The organism is Palleronia rufa (genome assembly GCF_000743715.1).
Taxonomy (GTDB): domain Bacteria; phylum Pseudomonadota; class Alphaproteobacteria; order Rhodobacterales; family Rhodobacteraceae; genus Palleronia; species Palleronia rufa.
In genome coordinates this window covers 47,371-63,266 of record NZ_JQEY01000009.1, presented here as the reverse complement: position 1 = coordinate 63,266, position 15,896 = coordinate 47,371, and the positions used below count along the sequence as shown (strand labels likewise).

Sequence of the window (15,896 nt, the reverse complement as noted above, 5' to 3'; positions counted from 1 at the left end):
CTTGCACCATGACGGGGCCGGAGCACAAGATGCAGCGTGCCGTCGCGCGGGTTTCGGGGCGCTCAGCCCTCGACCCGCCAATGCAGCGGCATCCCGGGATCGAACACGGTCACGGGGCCGTCCGCGGTTTCGATCCGGTCCGGGAAGGCGACCGGCTCTCCCCGGCTCAGGGTCACGGTGTCGTCGTTCGCGGGCAGGCGGTAAAAGGCAGGTCCGTTCAGCGAGGCGAAGGATTCGAGCCGGTCGAGCGCGCCCATGGTGTCGAACACCTCTGCCAGGATCGACAAGGTGTTGGGCGCGGTGAAGCAGCCCGCGCAGCCGCAGGGCTGGAGCTTGGCCGCGTCCGTATGGGGGGCACTGTCGGTGCCGAGGAAGAACGGCGCGGCACCGGATGTGGCGGCGTCCACCAGCGCGCGGCGGTGGCTTTCGCGCTTGGCGACCGGCAGGCAGTAGTAATGGGGCCGGATGCCGCCGGCCAGGATGTGGTTGCGGTTGATGACCAGGTGATGGGCCGTGATCGTGGCCGCCAGGTCCGCGCCGCCGTCGCGCACGTAGTCGGCGGCCCCCGCGGTGGTGATATGCTCCATGACGACGCGCAGCCCGGGGATGTCCCGGCGGATCGGGTCGAGCACCCGGTCGATGAACACGGCCTCGCGGTCGAAGATGTCCACGTCCGGGTCCGCGACCTCTCCGTGGACCAGAAGCGGCAGGCCGATCTGGGCCATGTTCTCCAGCACCCGCCTGACCCTGGCGAAGTCGCGCACGCCCGAGGCGGAGTTGGTGGTCGCGCCTGCGGGGTAGAGCTTGACCGCCGCGATCAGACCGATCTCTGCCGCGGCGCGCAGATCGCGGACCTCTGTCTCTTCGGTCAGGTAGAGGGTCATCAGCGGGCGGAAGCGCGAGCCGACCGGCTTGGCGGACAGGATCCGGTCACGATATTCGGCGGCATCGCGCCCGGTCACCACGGGGGGCACCAGATTGGGCATGACGATGGCGCGGGCGAAGTGACGCGCGGTGTAGGGCAGGACGGCGCGCATCATGGCGCCGTCGCGCAGATGCAGGTGCCAGTCGTCGGGGCGGCGGAGGGTCAGTCGGTCCATGCTCCGGGCATAGCGCCTCAGGCGTCCGCGGGCCAGACGCCTGTCGCGCGCGGGCGGGGCGGCGGACCGGCTGTCGCGGGCAGGGGTCGTTGCCGCGACCTGCGCCGGCCGAGTCGCAGGGCCGCGTGGGCGCAAGGTGCCGGTCGCGGCAAGACCCGACAGGCCCGGGCATGGCAGCGTGCGCCCCGGCCGGACGGGATCGGCCGGAGCACCGGGGTGCCGAGGACCGGTCGCGCCTTTCGGCGATCGGGCCGCGCAGGTCGATCCGCCCGCGGTGTTCGCAAAGGTCGACCTGCCGGCAGAACGCCGCCGGGAGAGGACGCCCATGACCGGGCACAGGGCATACCGTCGATCCGGTCTGCGCAGGGACGGGGCGTTCCTCCGGCCCCGGCACCCCGGGAGGCAGGTTGGCACCACCGTTCGCGTCAGGCCTGTCCCGGCACCGGAATCGGCTGGATCGGGGCGACGCGGTCCGGCTTTTCTGTGAGACGGGTGACGAACTTCGTGCCGACGTACTTGCGCAGCTGGGCGTTGGAGGTCTCCTTCAGCCCGACCTCTGCCAGCACCTTCTGGCGGCGGTAGTGGACGCAGTAGATCGTGCGGTCGTCGGGGATCGGCTTGCCGCGCAGCCGGCCGCCCAGGATGAAATGCCGCTCTTCGGGCAGCACGTTCCAGTCCAGACCCGCGGCCCGGATCGCCGGCGCCAGGCTCATCTGGTCGAGATACGGGCGGCGCCGCTCCAGCGTGGCCATTCGGTCGAGCGTGCGGGCGGTGTCGTACCAGACGCGGGGAAAGCGGCCATGCGGGCCGGGGGCTTCCGAAAAGGCCACGAAGCCCGAGGAGAAATAGGGCACGACCGCGCCCTGCTTTTTCTGGCGCATCATCTCCATGCGCTCTTCGGGCAAGGTTAGCCCGAGTTCGCCGTAGATCGCGCGCCAGGTTCGCTCATCGCCATTCCAGCCCATGGACGCGGCCATGGAGGCGGAGACGGCCCCCTCCGTGACCAGCTCGCCCAGGGGGATCGGATGCAGGAACAGCACGTCGCTGTCCACGAAGGCGGAGGCGCGGGTGCTCCGCTCTTGCAGGCAGGCGATGATCTTGTTGCCATGCGGATAGGGTGTGTCCCACATGCCTTCGGTCACCATGGGCCGGATCTCGGCGCCGAGAAGGGCGTGCGCCTTGAACACCGCGGGGTGCAGCTCTTCCATCCGATGCGCGGGGCAATAGCCGACAAGCCGGATGTCGGGGCCGTAGGCCTCCCGCAGGGAGGCGGCGAGCCGCACGCCCAGCATCTGATATTCGGGCGGTTCGACGATGTAGAAGAACGTGAAGTCCACCCTCAGGACTCCAGGGCGCCGGACGGGTCGACTCCGATCCGTTCGCACATGCGCGCGGCGTAGGAGCCGGCCAGGGGCGCGTTCTTTCGCCACCACGGCCGCGTGCCGTTGGTATAGAGGTGCACCGACAATGTGGCGTCGGTGAACCAGCCTTCGACGCGGCCGTGGGGATCGTAGAAGATATCGTTCAGCTGGAACGGCACCGGATAGAGCACCTCCGGCGCCATGGCCCGGTCGAAATCGCCGGTTTGCCGGGCGAAGTAGGTGAAGGCCTGCGGCCCGAAGGCGGTGCGCTCTGCCTTGTAGATCTTGACCGCCCGGGGCAGGGAGCTGTCCTGCCTGTCCAGCCGGCGGCGCTGGTTCTTGTTGAACCAGGCCGGGTAGTCGGGAAGGTTGTCGTAGTAGTCGATGAGCCTTTCGATCAGCTCTCCGCCGGGCGGGAGGTAGACCACGCCGCAGTTCAGCGCGCCGCGCATTCCGTGACCGCCAAAGATCGCGTCGATCTCATCGGGGAACGGGCGGTGGCAGAACGCGTCGCAGTCGATCCAGACGGCGCCGGTCTTGCGGATCATCTTGTAGCGGAACACGTTGGACAGGAACGACGCGGACGTCTCCTGCACCACGCCCATGGGGATCTCCATGATGTCGGTGGCGGGTCTGACGGTCACCCCATCAGGCACGTTCGCCACCGTATCCGTGCAGTAGAGGGTCGTCGGATGACCGGCCTGCACGTGGCTCAGCAGGCAAAGCTGGTTGAGATAGTGCAGCCGCGTGCCGATCCACAGGGACGCGACGGGCCGGCGTTCGGGTGATGACATGGCAATGGGCTTCGCGTTGTTGGCTGGGACGGCGTGACGTTGCGGGCCGGACGTCAGGACGGCTTTTCACTCATTGGTTGCACCTCATGCGCCAGTCTGCCGCAAGCCTGTGTCATAATTGCGGCGGCGCCCCGCGGCCTGCGTTGCGAATGCGCGTCACCCTATGGCACGGTTCGCGCGAGGCTGCCAAGTCCGCAACCGTACCGTGTATAAGGCCCCCATGCCGCAGACGACGCAGACCCTTCCCATGCTCTCGGCGCCGCTCCGGCCCGGCAGCCGCCACGGGCGGATCACGGCGGTGTCGATGATGAAGGACGAAGGGCCCTACGTGCTGGAATGGGTCGCCCACCATCTGGCCGTCGGATTCACGGATCTGGTGGTCTATACCAACGACTGTACCGACGGCACCGATGACATGCTGATCCGGCTCGAAGAGCTTGGACTGGCCCACCACCGGCGCAATCGCATCGCCAGGGGGATCAAGCCGCAGCCTTCGGCCATCAGGCACGCGCAGACCGATCCGCTGGTTCAGCGCAGCGACTGGGTGCTGGTCTTCGACGCGGATGAATTCCTGTGCATCCGCCACGGCGACGGCACGCTGGACGGGCTTATCGACGGCATTCTGGCCGCCGATGCCAGCGGCATGGTGATCACCTGGCGGATCTTCGGCTCCGGCGGCGTGCGGGACTGGAGCCGGGACTTCGTGACCGAGCAGTACCTGATGGCGGCGCCCCCGATGTGGAACAAGGGCTGGGGCGTGAAGACGCTGTTCCGGTTCGAGCCGGAGAACTGGAAGCTGGGCATCCACCGTCCGAAGATGAAGAACCGGGTACTGGACACCGACTATCCGCACTCGATCACATGGCTGAACGGGTCCGGCCGGCGAATGGAGGACTACTTCAAGTTTCGCGGCTGGCGGTCGATCGTGCGCACCGTCGGCTACGACTGGGCGCAGATGAACCACTATGCGGTAAAATCCATGGACAGCTACGCGATCCGCAAGGCGCGCGGCAACGTCAACGACAAGGCGGACAAGTACAATGCCGCATACTGGGCGCTCCAGGACCGCAACGAGGTGCGCGACGACACCATGCTGCGCTATTCCGCACGCCGTCGGGAGATCTTTCAGGCGATGCTGTCCGATCCGGTGCTCAACCGCCTCCACCACGCCGCGCTGGACCGGGCCGAGGGGCTGCTGGCCGCCTTCAAGGCATCCGGCGATTACGCGGGCTTCGTCGAAAGCCTCGCCGCCGCCTCCCGGATCCCGATCACCCGGGTCGAGGCCAGGCCCCCGAAACCCCGCGACGCGCAGGCCATCGCCGCCCGGATGAAGGACGTGGAAAAGCGCGCCGCCCTTCGACGCACGGAGGCGAAGGAGGACCCGGCGGGCCCGGGATTGCCCCCCGTGGACATCTACGTGCGCGGTCCGGTGGACATGGCGGAAGCTCCGGCGTTGGAATGGCACGCCAACCACACCGTGGAGCTGCCCGCCGACCCGCGCCTCTTCACGCCGCCGGCGCTGTTGCAGATCTGCGCCGGCAAGTTCGAGCGCAACCTGGCGCGCAACCTTCCGCAGATGCTGCCCGCCAACGGCCGGTTCCTGGACGTGGGCGCCGGGTCCGGGTTCCTCGGGACCCATCTTTCCCGGGTCCGACCCGACGCGCATGTGACGCTTCAGGAAAACGATCCGGGCCGGCGGATGTTCATTGCGCGGCTCTGGGCGCGCAATGGCGTGGTCGCCGGACCCCGGCTTGACCTCACCCCGGAGGATCTGACCGACCCCGCCATGCTAAAAGCGCGGCTGCGGGCGATGCCGCCCGACATTCTGGTGCTGGGCGCGCCGGAGGTGACGCGGGACGCCATCGGCCGGGTGGTCGGCGCGCTCGACCGCCGGCCCGCCTGCCTTCTGGTGACCGGCCGTCTGCTGGCGGAGATCCACCCGGACCTGGGCGGCTGGCAGGACACGCTCGCCGCCCACGGATACGCACCCCGCGCCGGGCTGGACCCGCTTGCCGCCGCCGGTTTCAGCCTGTCCGGGACCGGCTGATGCGCCCGCCCGCGGAGACGACCGCCATCTTCGTGGCCGACGGTGCGGCGATGCAGGCGCAGGGCCTGCTGCTGGCCCATTCGCTCCGGCGGCACGGCGGTGCGGGCCTTGCCGTCATCGCCTACGTGCCGGAGGGCGCGGAGCCGCCCGACGCGGCCATGCGCGCGGGCTACGCCGCCGTCGGCGCACGGCTGGAACCACTGGAGACGCCCGCCATCTGGAAGAAACCGTTCCCGCATGGCAACAAGATCCACGCCTGCTGCGCGGCGCGGGACCGGCCGGCCACGCTGTTCCTGGACACCGACACGGTGCTGATCCGCGCGCTCGACACCGCTGCCATCGCGCCGGGCGCCCGGATCGCCGCGGTGCCGGAGGGAAAACCCACCTGGGGCAAGGACAACGACCGCTGGGACAGGGTCTATGCGCATTTCGGCCTTCCGCTGCCCTCCGACCGCGTGCGGCTGGTGCGTGGACGCAGGCGCACGTTCCTGCCCTATTTCAACGCCGGGTTCATCGCCTTCGCCGAGGACGGCGCCTTTGCCCGCGGCTGGCGGGACACCGCCTGGGAGATCGACCACAAGGTGTCCGTCGCGCAAAAGCGTCCATGGCTGGACCAGGTGGCCCTGCCGGTGTCCTGCGCGCGCGCGGGACGCCGGATCGGGGTGCTGGACGAACGCTACAACTATTCCATCTCCGACCGTGCGCCGGGGAACGAGGCGCCCGTGCTGCTGCATTACCACCGCATGAGCTATTGCGCGGCCTGGCCGGCCTGGTCCGGCGCCTATGCCGCGCTGCGGTCCGATCTGGGTGCGGATCTTCCCCGGGCGGCCCGCGCGGTCCTGGACAGGGGCTTGCCGGACGCTGCCGATGGCTGAGCGGATCCTTGTCGTCACCGCGGTCCGGGACGAGGGACCGAACCTGGTGCACTGGATCGCCCATAATCGCGCCGCCGGGGTCGACGCGCACCTGGTCTTTTCCAACGATTGCGCCGATGGCACCGCGGAGCTGCTCGACCGGCTGGCGCCGGCCGGCGTCACCCACTTGCGCAACCGCGTGCCGCAGGGGCGCACCCCCCAGTGGGCGGCGCTGAAACAGGCCGCCCGCCATCCCGAGACGACACGCGCCGACTGGATCATGGTGCTTGATTGCGACGAGTATCTGAACCTGCGTCCGCCGCTGACGTCGGTACCCGATCTCATCGCGCGGGCGCGGGCCGATGCCGTCGTTCTGCCCTGGCGGCTCTTCGGCAGTTCGGGTCATGCCGACCGGCCGGACCCGCCTCCGACCCGCGCGTTCACCCGGGCGATCGCGCCCGACGCGCTCTTTCCGCCGCTGTCGCGCTTCTTCAAGACCCTCTACCGTCGCGCCGCCTTCCGCGCGCCGGGCGTGCACCGGCCGAAGCCCGGCCCGATCGCCGCCGACTGGGCCGACGGCTCTGGCGCGCGCCTGCCCCGGGCCTTCGCGCAGGGCAGGCAGATCATGCAATGGGGCGCGCCCCTGGCCACGGATCTGGTCCAGCTGAACCACTACTCCGTGCGCTCCGCCGCGGAATTCACCGCCAAGGCGGCACGCGGCCTGCCCAATCACACCGCCAAGCCCGTGGACCTTGCCTACTGGGTCGAGCGCAACTTCAACACGGTCGAGGACACGAGCATCCTTGCCATGGAGCCTGCCACGCAATCCGTGGCGGCCTGGCTCCGCGCGCTCCCCGGCGTGGCCGAGATCGAGGACGAAAGCCGCGCATGGCACAGGTCCCGCTTTGCCGCCGCTCTGACCGATCCCGACATGCTGAAGCTTTACGGCCGTCTTCTCATGGCGCCCGGCAGCCACGCCCCGGACCGCGACACCGCGCTCCGGCTGGTCGACCTCTACGGGCGGTGCACGGGGCAGGGGGCACCATAGGCGCATTGACCCCGGAGCGCCGGGCGTCAGGGTCGTCGCGACGGGACAGGAGGGGGAACCACATGACCGATCTGCCGGACTCCATCGACGCCGTGCAGGCGATGCTGAGAGAGCAGGACTACGTCTGCGGACGGCCGCTCGCCACGGTGACCTTTCTGGCGCTGCGGCTGGGACGGCCGCTGTTTCTGGAGGGGGAGGCCGGGACGGGCAAGACCGAGATCGCCAAGGCCATCGCCGCCGCGCTGGGGCGCCGCCTCATCCGCCTGCAGTGCTACGAGGGGCTGGATTCCGCCTCGGCCGTCTATGAATGGAACTTCGCCGAGCAGATGATCGCGATCCGCGCGGCGGAGGCCTCTGGCGGCGCCGACCGCGACACGCTCAAGACAGAGCTGTTCACGGAGGAGTACCTGATCTCGCGCCCGCTGCTGGACGCGATGCGGCCCCAGCCGGGCGGTGCCCCGGTGCTGCTGATCGATGAGATCGACCGCACCGACGCCCCGTTCGAGGCGTTCCTGCTCGAAGCCCTGTCGGATTTCGCGGTGACCATCCCCGAACTGGGCACCGTCCGCGCCCCGGTGCCGCCCATCGTCATCCTGACGTCGAACCGCACGCGAGAGATCCACGACGCGCTCAAGCGCCGCTGCCTCTACCACTGGGTCGATTACCCGGTCTTCGAGCGTGAGATGGAGATCCTGCAGGCCCGCGCGCCGGAGGCGTCAGACCGGCTCAGCCGGGAGGTCGTGGCCTTCGTGCAGAAGCTCCGGACCGAAGATCTGTTCAAGAAGCCCGGCGTCGCGGAAACCATCGATTGGGCCAAGTGCCTGCTGGCGCTGGACATGATGGAACTGAGCCCCCAGGTGATCGCCGACACGCTCGGCGCGATCCTCAAGTATCAAGACGACATCCAGCGGCTCGAAGGCTCCGAAGCCAAGCGCCTCCTGGACGAGGTCCGCGCCGAGCTTCCGGCGGCATGACTTTCCTTGGCCAGGAGGCGATCTCGCGCGCGACGCGGACCACGGGCCGGACGGTGCCGCTCCTGTCCGGCACCGCCATCTTCCTGTCGCTTGGCCGGATCGAGATCGCCGAGACATCCGTTGTCGGCCTGCGCTTTGCCGCGGAAAGGGTCCGGTTGGCGCTGGCATTTCTCATCGGTGCCGCCGCGCTGGGACACGGCGTGCAATGGTATGGCGACTGGATTTCGGTTCGGAACTGGACTCTTCTGGGACGGAAACTGGGTGAAATCAGATACGATGCACGTGCCGAGGCATCCAAATTCGACCGATTGAGGGAAGACCTCCATAGCTTTGCATCTCGAACGGAAACCGAAGACTCCGACGAAACCGCCAGGAATGCACGCCAAATAGCGGACGTGCTGCCGCTTGCCGCAAGAGACGTTGCATACTTCGGGATCTACGCCCGCCTTTACCTGTGCGGCTGGCACCTCGGCCTGCCGATGCTTGCCGCAGCAGTCGCCATTGGTGCCTTGCTCTGGACGACCCCCGCATGACCCTCGTCACCGCCATCGACCACGTCGTTCTGACCGTCCGCGCTCCCGAGGCCGCCGCCGATTTCCACGCCCGCGCCCTTGCGCTCCGACGGATCGACTTCGGCACGGGGCGCATCGCCCTGAAGATCAACCTCCAGAGCCTCGGACAGGAGACCCGCAACCACGCCGGTATCGGAGCGGGCGACATCTGCCCGCTGACCGACCGTCCGCTCGCGGACGTCGCGGCCCGGCTGAAGGCACAGGGGGTGGAGATCCTCGAAGGGCCGGTCGCCAGGTCCGGCGCGCGCGGCCCGATTGCCTCGCTCTACTTCGCCGACCCGGACGGCAACCTTGTCGAGGTCGCGACCTATGGCTGAGGGGCGTATTTCATCTTTCCCCATACATCCTGGGGGGCCGCGCAGCGGCGGGGGCAACGCCCCCTGGTACCCCCATGGCTAGATACGCCGATCTGGATCTGCCCGAGCATCCCAAGCTCGCCCATAACATCACCTGGTTCGCGCGCGCGCTCCGCAACGCGGGCCTGCCGATCGGGCCCGGGCGGGTTATCGACGCGATCCGCGCGGTGGAGGCGGCGGGCTTCACCGACCGGCGGGACTTCTACTGGACGCTCCATGCCTGTTTCGTGACCCGGCGCGACCAGCGTGAGGTCTTCGACCAGCTCTTCCGTCTCTACTGGCGCGACCCGCGCTACATGGAGCAGATGATTTCGTTCCTGTCGCCCATGGTACGCGGCGTGGCGGAGGAACGCGCGGCACGGGCGGCCGAAAAACGCGCGGCGGAGGCGCTGCTGAACGGCGCCGAGGAACCCGATCTGCCACAGCCGGATCGGCAGGACGCGCCCGAGGACCATGTTCTGGAAGTCGACGCCAGCCGCACGGTCTCCGATGAGGAACGACTCCGGACGCTCGACTTCGAACAGATGTCCAATGCCGAGATGGCCCGCGCCCGCAGGATGATCGCGCGGCTGACGCTGCCGGTCCCGCCGCTTCGTTCGCGCCGCACCATCGCCGACGCTCTGGGCCGACGCGCCGACTGGCGCCGCACCATGCAGGGCGCCCTGCGCCGCGGCGGTGAGGTCACCCGGTTCGAGACCCGGACCCAGCGCATCCGCTGGCCGTCGCTGGTGGCGCTGTGCGACATCTCCGGCTCCATGTCGGCCTATTCGCGCGCGGTGCTGCATTTCCTCCACGCCGTGTCGAACCAGAAGGGCGCGGGCTGGGCCGATGTCCATGCCTTCACCTTCGGCACCCGGCTGACCAACATCACCCGCCACCTGCGCCACCGGGACGTGGACGCGGCCCTGGCGGCGGCCGGGGCGCAGGCGCAGGACTGGGAGGGTGGAACGCGTATCGGCGCCAGTCTGGCCGCGTTCAACCGCGACTGGTCGCGCCGGGTCATGGGCCAGGGGGCGATCGTCCTTCTGATCACCGACGGGCTGGACCGGGGCGACCCGGAGGAGCTGGACCGCGCCATGGCCCGGTTGAGTCTGACCGCGCGCCGGGTGATCTGGCTGAACCCTCTGCTGCGCTTCGACGGGTTCGCCCCCCGGGCGCGCGGCATCGCCACCATGATGCGGCACGTCGACAGCTTTCGCGCCGGTCACGATATCGCGTCGCTCGAAGGGCTGGCCCGCGCCGTGGCGCGCCCCGAGGACAAGGGCGAGAAGGCGCGCATGCTGGCCCTGATGCGCTGAGCCCCGCGTCACAACTTCGCCAACGGGCGGAACGGGGCCGCGACACCGCCGTTGTGGCGTCAACACACCATCCGGAGGAAACACAGATGAAATCCGCCCTCAAGACGACGACGGCCATCCTGGCCAGCCTCAACCTGGCCGTGCCGTTCCCGGCCCTGGCGCAGGATGCCAGCCAACAGAGCGTGCAGGAAATGCTGGGCAAGGTGGGGCAGGCCTGCTCCGCGGGGGCGGACAGCGATGGCTGCCAGAGCGCCATAGCGGGCGCGACCGCCGCGGGCGTCCCGCAGGACGCCATCGACGCGGTGGTGCCGTCGGCCGGCGCCGACGCGGCTCCGGCAGAGGCCGGAGAGAGCGCGCCGGCGCCGGCCCCGGCGCCGGAAGCGACGGCACCCGCGCCGGAGGCTCCGGATGCCGGAGAGGCGCCGGCGCAGACAGGCTCCGAAACACCGCCGGAACAACCCGCCGCCCCCGCAGCGACGGAGGAGACGGCCCCGCCTGACGCCAGCGGTGCGGCCGAACCCGCCGCCCCGGACAGCGCGGCCGCTCCGAGCGCTCCGGAGGCGGGCGCGGCCCCCGCACCGGGCGCGGAAACCGCCGCACCGGACACCAGCGCCGAGACCGCCGCGCCGGATGCGGGCGGTCAGACCGCCGCGCCGGATACGAGCGGCCAGACAACTGCACCGGATGCGGGCGCCGAACCCGCCGCGCCGGACGCCAGCGCCGCGACCGCCGCGCCGGATGCGGGCGCCAACACCGCCGCGCCGGATGCGGGTGGCCAGACCGCCGCGCCGGAGGCCAGCGCCGAGACCGCCGCGCCGGATGCGAGTGGCCAGACCGCCGCGTCGGATACGAGCGGCCAGACCACCACGCCGGATGCGGGTGCCGAACCCGCGGCCCCCGAGACCGCGGCGCCCGCCGCGGAACCCCAGGCGGCACCGTCTGCCGGTGATACGGCGCCTGCCGCGACTGGCGGGGCCGCTGCCGATGCGGAAATGCCGTCGGCCGATGAGCTGGAGCAGTCCCTCGGCGCGGCGCAGGAGCCCGCAGCCGGCGCAGAGACCGGCAGCCAGACCGGCGCGGCGCCGGCCGAGACGGCAGCCCCCGGGGCAGGTGCCGACAGCGCAACCCAGACCGCCCCCGCGGAAACGGGCGCCGCCGCGCCGATGACGCAGACCGAAGCGGCCGCCGTCGAAGGCCAGGCGCCCGTCGCGGCCGCCGCAGCAGAGGACGCAGAGGCCGTCGATACCCAGACCACAACCGTCACCGAGGAGACCTCACGATCCAGTTCGGAGGATTTCGCGACCTCGATCCAGCGGAGCGCGGAGGGCGCGGCAGGAGCGAATGCCCAGCAGCAGACCGGCCAGCAACAGGCGGGCCAGGAACAGACCGGCCAGCAGCAGACGGGCGAGGCGGATGCAACCGCCGCCGCCAACGACGACGGCGGCGGTCTCAGCAACCTCGAAAAGGGTCTCTTGCTCGGCGCCGGCGCGCTGGCCGTCGGGGCTCTGATCCGCGGCAACCGGCAGGTCGTGGCCTCTGCCGACGACAGGGTCGTGGTGTCCCGCGGCGACGGCAGCTACGAACTGATCAAGGACGACAACGCGCTTCTCCGCCAGCCCGGGGCAGAGGTCCGGAACGAGACCTTCAGCGACGGCTCGACCCGCAGCACGGTCAGCTATGAGGACGGCAGCCAGGTGGTCACGATCCGCGATGCCGACTTGCGCGTCGTCCGCCGGGTGCGGATCACGCCGGACGGGACGCGCGTCGTGCTGATCGACGACATCGACCAGACGTACCAGCCGGTGGACGTGGCACAGCTCCAGCAGACCGAACAAACCTCTCGTACGGTGGATCTGAACGACGAGGCCGCACTGCGCGACGCCCTGTCGGCCAACCGTCAGTTCGACCGCGCGTTCAGCCTGTCCCAGGTGCGCAACATCCCGGAGGTGCGCTATCAGGTGCCGGCGGTCGATCTGGAGGCGATCACCTTCGATACCGGCTCCGCAGCGATCCGGCCGGAGCAGGCGCAGCAGCTGCGCGCCCTCGGCCAGTTCATCCGCGACACCATCGCCCAGGAACCGCGCGCGGTCTTCCTGGTCGAGGGCCACACGGATGCGGTGGGCGACGCGGCCTACAACCTGGCGCTGAGCGACCGTCGCGCCGAATCCGTCGCGCTGGCTCTGTCGGAGTACTTCCAGGTTCCGGCCTCCAACATGGTGGTGCAGGGCTATGGCGAGCGGTTCCTGAAAGTGCCGACCGAAGCGGACGAACGGGCCAACCGCCGCGCCACGGTGCGCAACATCACCCCGCTTCTGCAGGTCGCCGCGGCGAACTGAGGGGCGCGGATCCGCGCGAGCCATCGCGCGAACGGATGACGGCGGGCCGGGTCGCTTCTGCGGACCGGCCCACCGCGTCGATGACCCCGGCGGCTTCGCTGCGTTCGTGCACGTTGACGCGGACCCAGTTGCACCTGGATACTGCCGAAATGCGCTGCGGAAGGGAGAATCACATGTGCCGAGTTTACGCCAATCAGGATCCGGGGCTCTACGCCAGCACGTCCCGCAGCCTCCGCCTCCGGGGGTACAGCACGTCGATCCGGCTGGAGAACGTCTTTTGGGAGGTGCTCGACCGCCTTTCCGCTGAGGAACGCATGAGCCTTACGGATTTCATCGCCACGCTGCACGATGAGATGGCCCTTCGTGGCGATACGCCGCAAAATTTCACGTCGGCGCTCCGATCGGCCTGCGTGATCTACCTGTCTCGGCCCGACGCGCCGGGATCCATGATGGCCGCGGAATGACCTCCGACCAAAGTCTGAGGCCGCCGGCGCATATGCAGTAAGCATATACCACCACCGGCCGCGTCTCCTGGGGCAGAGTTTTCGCAACAGGCTGCTGCACCGGAGTCCCCATGGCCAAAGCCATACACAGCATGATCCGCGTCCTGGAAGAGGCGCGATCGGTCGCGTTCTACCGGACCGCCTTCGGTCTGGACGTGGCCGACCGGCTGGATTTCGACGATTTCACGCTGATCTATCTCAGCAATGCGGAAGCCGCGTTCGAGGTCGAGTTGACCGTCAACAAGGGCCGGACCGAAGCCTACGATCTGGGCGACGGCTACGGCCACCTGGCCGTGTCGGTCGCGGACCTGGACCGGGAGCACGCGCGCCTGACAGAGGCCGGGTTGAGCCCGCGCAAGATCGTGGAATTCGCACCCAGGGGTACGTTGATCGGGCGGTTCTTCTTCATCGCCGATCCCGACGGCTATCAGATCGAGGTGCTCGAGCGCAGCGGCCGGTTCGGGTGACGCAGCCCCATCAGGGCGGACAGCACAAGAGGGAGGAAAGAGACATGACCACGACGACGGCCCCCAGGGGCCTGACACGGCGCCAACTGCTGTCACGGGCCACCGCGGCCGGCGCCTTCGTCTGCGGCGCGGGGTTCGTGGCCGGGCGCGACGCCGCATGGGCCACCGAGATGACGGCCATGACGCCCGAGAGCTTCGCCACGCTGGTGCAGATGGCGCGCGACATCTATCCCCACGACCGGATCCCCGACGCCAACTACGTGACCGCGGTCAAGGGGTACGACACGCCCGAAGAGGCCGACGCGACAGAGGCCGGGATCGCGGCGCTGGACAGGCGCGCGACGGACCTCAAAGGCAGCCGCTATCTCGACATCGGGTGGGAGCGGGACCGCGCGGAGGTGCTGCGATCCATGGCCGACGACGCGTTCTTCGAGAAGATCCGGGCGGGCCTGGTGACAGGGCTCTACAACCAAAAGGCCGTCTGGCCGATCTTCGGATATGAGGGCGAATCGTATTCCCAGGGCGGTTACATCGACCGCGGCTTCGACGACATCGCGTGGCTGTGAGACGCGCAGGGAGGATCTAGAACATGCCAGCACCATTCGACCTCAGCGACGACAGCGTCGTGGTCATCATCGGAACCGGCGCCGGGGGCGGGGTTCTTGCCAACGAACTGGCCCAGAAAGGCATCGGCGTCGTCGCGCTGGAGGCCGGCGGGCGCTATCTGCCGGAGGATTACGTCAACGACGAATGGGAGAGCTTCGGCCAGCTTGCCTGGCTCGATCCGCGCACGACCTCCGGCGACTGGCGCGTGGCCAAGGACTTCTCCGGGCTGCCGGCCTGGATCGTCAAGGCCGTGGGCGGCACCACGACCCACTGGGCCGGTGCTTCGCTGCGGTTCCAACCGCACGAGTGGAAGGCTGCGACCACCTATGGCGCGCTGGAGGGCGCGAACCTTCTGGACTGGCCCATCGACGACAAGGAACTGGCGCCCTGGTACGCCAGGGCCGAGGAGAAGATGAAGGTCACCCGCACGGGCGGCCGCGCGGGTCTGCCCGGTTCCAACAACTACAAGGTCTTCGAAACCGGGGCCAAGGCGCTGGGCTACGAAGAGGTCCACACCGGCCGCATGGCGATCAACTCCGACTGGTACGACGACCGGCCGCCCTGCCAGCAGACCGGTTTCTGTTTCCAGGGCTGCAAGTGGGGGGCCAAGTGGTCCACGGCCTATACCGACATCCCGGCGGGCGAAGCTACCGGCAACCTGGAAGTCCGCGAAAAGGCCCATGTGCTTCGGATCGAGCACGGCCCCGACGGCAAGGCGAACGGCGTGGTCTACGCCGCCGAGGACGGGACCGAGCACAAGCAGATGGCCCGCATCGTCTGCGTCGCGGGCAATTCCATCGAAAGTCCGCGGCTGCTGCTGAACTCGGCCTCGTCGATCTATCCCGAGGGGATGGCCAACAGCTCCGGGCAGGTGGGGCGCAACTACATGCGCCACCTGACGGGTTCGGTCTACGGAATCTTCGACAAGCCGGTGAAGATGTGGCGCGGCACGACCATGGCCGGCGTCGTGCAGGACGAGGCCCGGCACGACCCGTCGCGCGGTTTCGTCGGCGGGTTCGAGCTGGAGACCTTGAGCCTGGGCCTGCCGTTCATGGCCGCGTTCCTCGATCCCGGCGCGTGGGGGCGGGAGTTCACCACCGCGCTCGACTCCTATGAGAACATGGCCGGGATGTGGATCGTCGGAGAGGACATGCCGCAGGAATCCAACCGCGTCACCCTGAGCGACACCAAGGACCAGTTCGGCATGCCGGTGGCCAATGTCCACTACTCCGATCACCAGAACGACCGGGCGATGCGGGACTATGCCTACAAGGTCGGCATGGCGATGTACGATGCGGTCGGTGCCACGCGAACGTTGCCGACGCCGCCCTATCCGTCCACGCACAACCTTGGCACCAACCGGATGTCCGCCAATCCGCAGGACGGCGTGGTCAACAAGTGGGGCCAGACCCACGATATCGCGAACCTCTTCGTATCGGACGGCTCTCAGTTCACCACCGGCGCGGCCGAGAACCCGACCCTGACCATCGTGGCGCTGGCGATCCGCCAGGCCGACCATATCGCCGGAGCGATGTCGAAAAACGAGGTCTGACACCTTCCGCCGGCGGCGGCACCGCGGA

General features: G+C 69.1%; 15 protein-coding genes. 12 read left to right on the top strand and 3 right to left on the bottom strand.

The window, feature by feature from the left end; genetic code table 11:
* Positions 1-62: 62 nt before the first annotated feature.
* The 3 genes from pyrC to KW83_RS12440 all read right to left on the bottom strand — a co-directional run bounded on the left by pyrC (position 63) and on the right by KW83_RS12440 (position 3,255).
* Positions 63-1,100, bottom strand: a complete 1,038-nt coding sequence (pyrC, locus tag KW83_RS12450) for a dihydroorotase (RefSeq protein WP_036179213.1) — start codon at positions 1,098-1,100, stop codon at positions 63-65.
* Positions 1,101-1,525: 425 nt separating this feature from the next.
* Positions 1,526-2,437 (bottom strand): hypothetical protein, encoded by a 912-nt coding sequence (locus tag KW83_RS12445; RefSeq protein WP_152563581.1) that lies wholly within the window; start codon positions 2,435-2,437, stop codon positions 1,526-1,528.
* A 2-nt stretch (positions 2,438-2,439) separates the two neighbouring features.
* Positions 2,440-3,255 (bottom strand): glycosyltransferase family 32 protein, encoded by an 816-nt coding sequence (locus tag KW83_RS12440; RefSeq protein ID WP_036179209.1) that lies wholly within the window; start codon positions 3,253-3,255, stop codon positions 2,440-2,442.
* A 220-nt stretch (positions 3,256-3,475) separates the two neighbouring features.
* On the opposite strand from KW83_RS12440, the gene KW83_RS12435 reads away from it, so the two are divergent.
* The 12 genes from KW83_RS12435 (at position 3,476) to KW83_RS12380 (ending at position 15,868) form a co-directional block, all read left to right on the top strand.
* The gene (locus KW83_RS12435; RefSeq protein ID WP_051928479.1) at positions 3,476-5,302 is read left to right on the top strand and encodes a glycosyltransferase family 2 protein; all 1,827 of its coding nucleotides are present in this window, start codon (positions 3,476-3,478) and stop codon (positions 5,300-5,302) included.
* Positions 5,302-6,177 (top strand): hypothetical protein, encoded by an 876-nt coding sequence (locus KW83_RS12430; protein WP_036179206.1) that lies wholly within the window; start codon positions 5,302-5,304, stop codon positions 6,175-6,177. Before KW83_RS12435 ends, KW83_RS12430 begins: the two co-directional genes overlap by 1 nt.
* Positions 6,170-7,204 (top strand): glycosyltransferase family 2 protein, encoded by a 1,035-nt coding sequence (locus KW83_RS12425; RefSeq protein ID WP_051928478.1) that lies wholly within the window; start codon positions 6,170-6,172, stop codon positions 7,202-7,204. The genes KW83_RS12430 and KW83_RS12425 overlap by 8 nt, the downstream gene beginning before the upstream one ends.
* 62 nt (positions 7,205-7,266) lie before the next feature.
* Positions 7,267-8,178 carry an AAA family ATPase gene (locus KW83_RS12420; RefSeq protein ID WP_036179203.1) on the top strand — a complete coding sequence of 304 codons (912 nt, stop codon included), beginning with the start codon at positions 7,267-7,269 and terminating at the stop codon, positions 8,176-8,178.
* Positions 8,175-8,711 (top strand): hypothetical protein, encoded by a 537-nt coding sequence (locus tag KW83_RS12415; RefSeq protein WP_036179200.1) that lies wholly within the window; start codon positions 8,175-8,177, stop codon positions 8,709-8,711. Before KW83_RS12420 ends, KW83_RS12415 begins: the two co-directional genes overlap by 4 nt.
* On the top strand, positions 8,708-9,067 hold the full coding sequence (locus KW83_RS12410) for a VOC family protein (protein WP_036179188.1): 360 nt from the start codon (positions 8,708-8,710) through the stop codon (positions 9,065-9,067). The genes KW83_RS12415 and KW83_RS12410 overlap by 4 nt, the downstream gene beginning before the upstream one ends.
* A gap of 74 nt (positions 9,068-9,141) precedes the next feature.
* Complete coding sequence (locus tag KW83_RS12405; RefSeq protein WP_036179185.1) at positions 9,142-10,404, top strand: vWA domain-containing protein; 1,263 nt, start codon at positions 9,142-9,144, stop codon at positions 10,402-10,404.
* A gap of 86 nt (positions 10,405-10,490) precedes the next feature.
* Positions 10,491-12,740 (top strand): OmpA family protein, encoded by a 2,250-nt coding sequence (locus tag KW83_RS12400; RefSeq protein WP_036179182.1) that lies wholly within the window; start codon positions 10,491-10,493, stop codon positions 12,738-12,740.
* Positions 12,741-12,913: 173 nt separating this feature from the next.
* A complete protein-coding gene (locus KW83_RS12395) occupies positions 12,914-13,204 on the top strand; it encodes a ribbon-helix-helix domain-containing protein (protein WP_036179386.1) in 291 nt (96 codons plus the stop codon).
* A 110-nt stretch (positions 13,205-13,314) separates the two neighbouring features.
* Positions 13,315-13,710, top strand: coding sequence for a VOC family protein (locus KW83_RS12390; RefSeq protein ID WP_036179179.1), 396 nt, complete (start codon positions 13,315-13,317; stop codon positions 13,708-13,710).
* A gap of 44 nt (positions 13,711-13,754) precedes the next feature.
* A complete protein-coding gene (locus tag KW83_RS12385; protein WP_036179175.1) occupies positions 13,755-14,276 on the top strand; it encodes a gluconate 2-dehydrogenase subunit 3 family protein in 522 nt (173 codons plus the stop codon).
* Positions 14,277-14,299: 23 nt separating this feature from the next.
* Positions 14,300-15,868, top strand: a complete 1,569-nt coding sequence (locus tag KW83_RS12380; RefSeq protein ID WP_036179172.1) for a GMC family oxidoreductase — start codon at positions 14,300-14,302, stop codon at positions 15,866-15,868.
* Positions 15,869-15,896: the final 28 nt, after the last annotated feature.

Coding starts and splice junctions, on each gene's coding strand:
- pyrC (WP_036179213.1), bottom strand. CDS start 1,100: ATGGACCGACTGACCCTCCGCCGCCCCGACGACTGGCACCTGCATCTG.
- KW83_RS12440 (WP_036179209.1), bottom strand. CDS start 3,255: ATGTCATCACCCGAACGCCGGCCCGTCGCGTCCCTGTGGATCGGCACG.
- KW83_RS12435 (WP_051928479.1), top strand. CDS start 3,476: ATGCCGCAGACGACGCAGACCCTTCCCATGCTCTCGGCGCCGCTCCGG.
- KW83_RS12430 (WP_036179206.1), top strand. CDS start 5,302: ATGCGCCCGCCCGCGGAGACGACCGCCATCTTCGTGGCCGACGGTGCG.
- KW83_RS12425 (WP_051928478.1), top strand. CDS start 6,170: ATGGCTGAGCGGATCCTTGTCGTCACCGCGGTCCGGGACGAGGGACCG.
- KW83_RS12420 (WP_036179203.1), top strand. CDS start 7,267: ATGACCGATCTGCCGGACTCCATCGACGCCGTGCAGGCGATGCTGAGA.
- KW83_RS12415 (WP_036179200.1), top strand. CDS start 8,175: ATGACTTTCCTTGGCCAGGAGGCGATCTCGCGCGCGACGCGGACCACG.
- KW83_RS12410 (WP_036179188.1), top strand. CDS start 8,708: ATGACCCTCGTCACCGCCATCGACCACGTCGTTCTGACCGTCCGCGCT.
- KW83_RS12405 (WP_036179185.1), top strand. CDS start 9,142: ATGGCTAGATACGCCGATCTGGATCTGCCCGAGCATCCCAAGCTCGCC.
- KW83_RS12400 (WP_036179182.1), top strand. CDS start 10,491: ATGAAATCCGCCCTCAAGACGACGACGGCCATCCTGGCCAGCCTCAAC.
- KW83_RS12395 (WP_036179386.1), top strand. CDS start 12,914: ATGTGCCGAGTTTACGCCAATCAGGATCCGGGGCTCTACGCCAGCACG.
- KW83_RS12390 (WP_036179179.1), top strand. CDS start 13,315: ATGGCCAAAGCCATACACAGCATGATCCGCGTCCTGGAAGAGGCGCGA.
- KW83_RS12385 (WP_036179175.1), top strand. CDS start 13,755: ATGACCACGACGACGGCCCCCAGGGGCCTGACACGGCGCCAACTGCTG.
- KW83_RS12380 (WP_036179172.1), top strand. CDS start 14,300: ATGCCAGCACCATTCGACCTCAGCGACGACAGCGTCGTGGTCATCATC.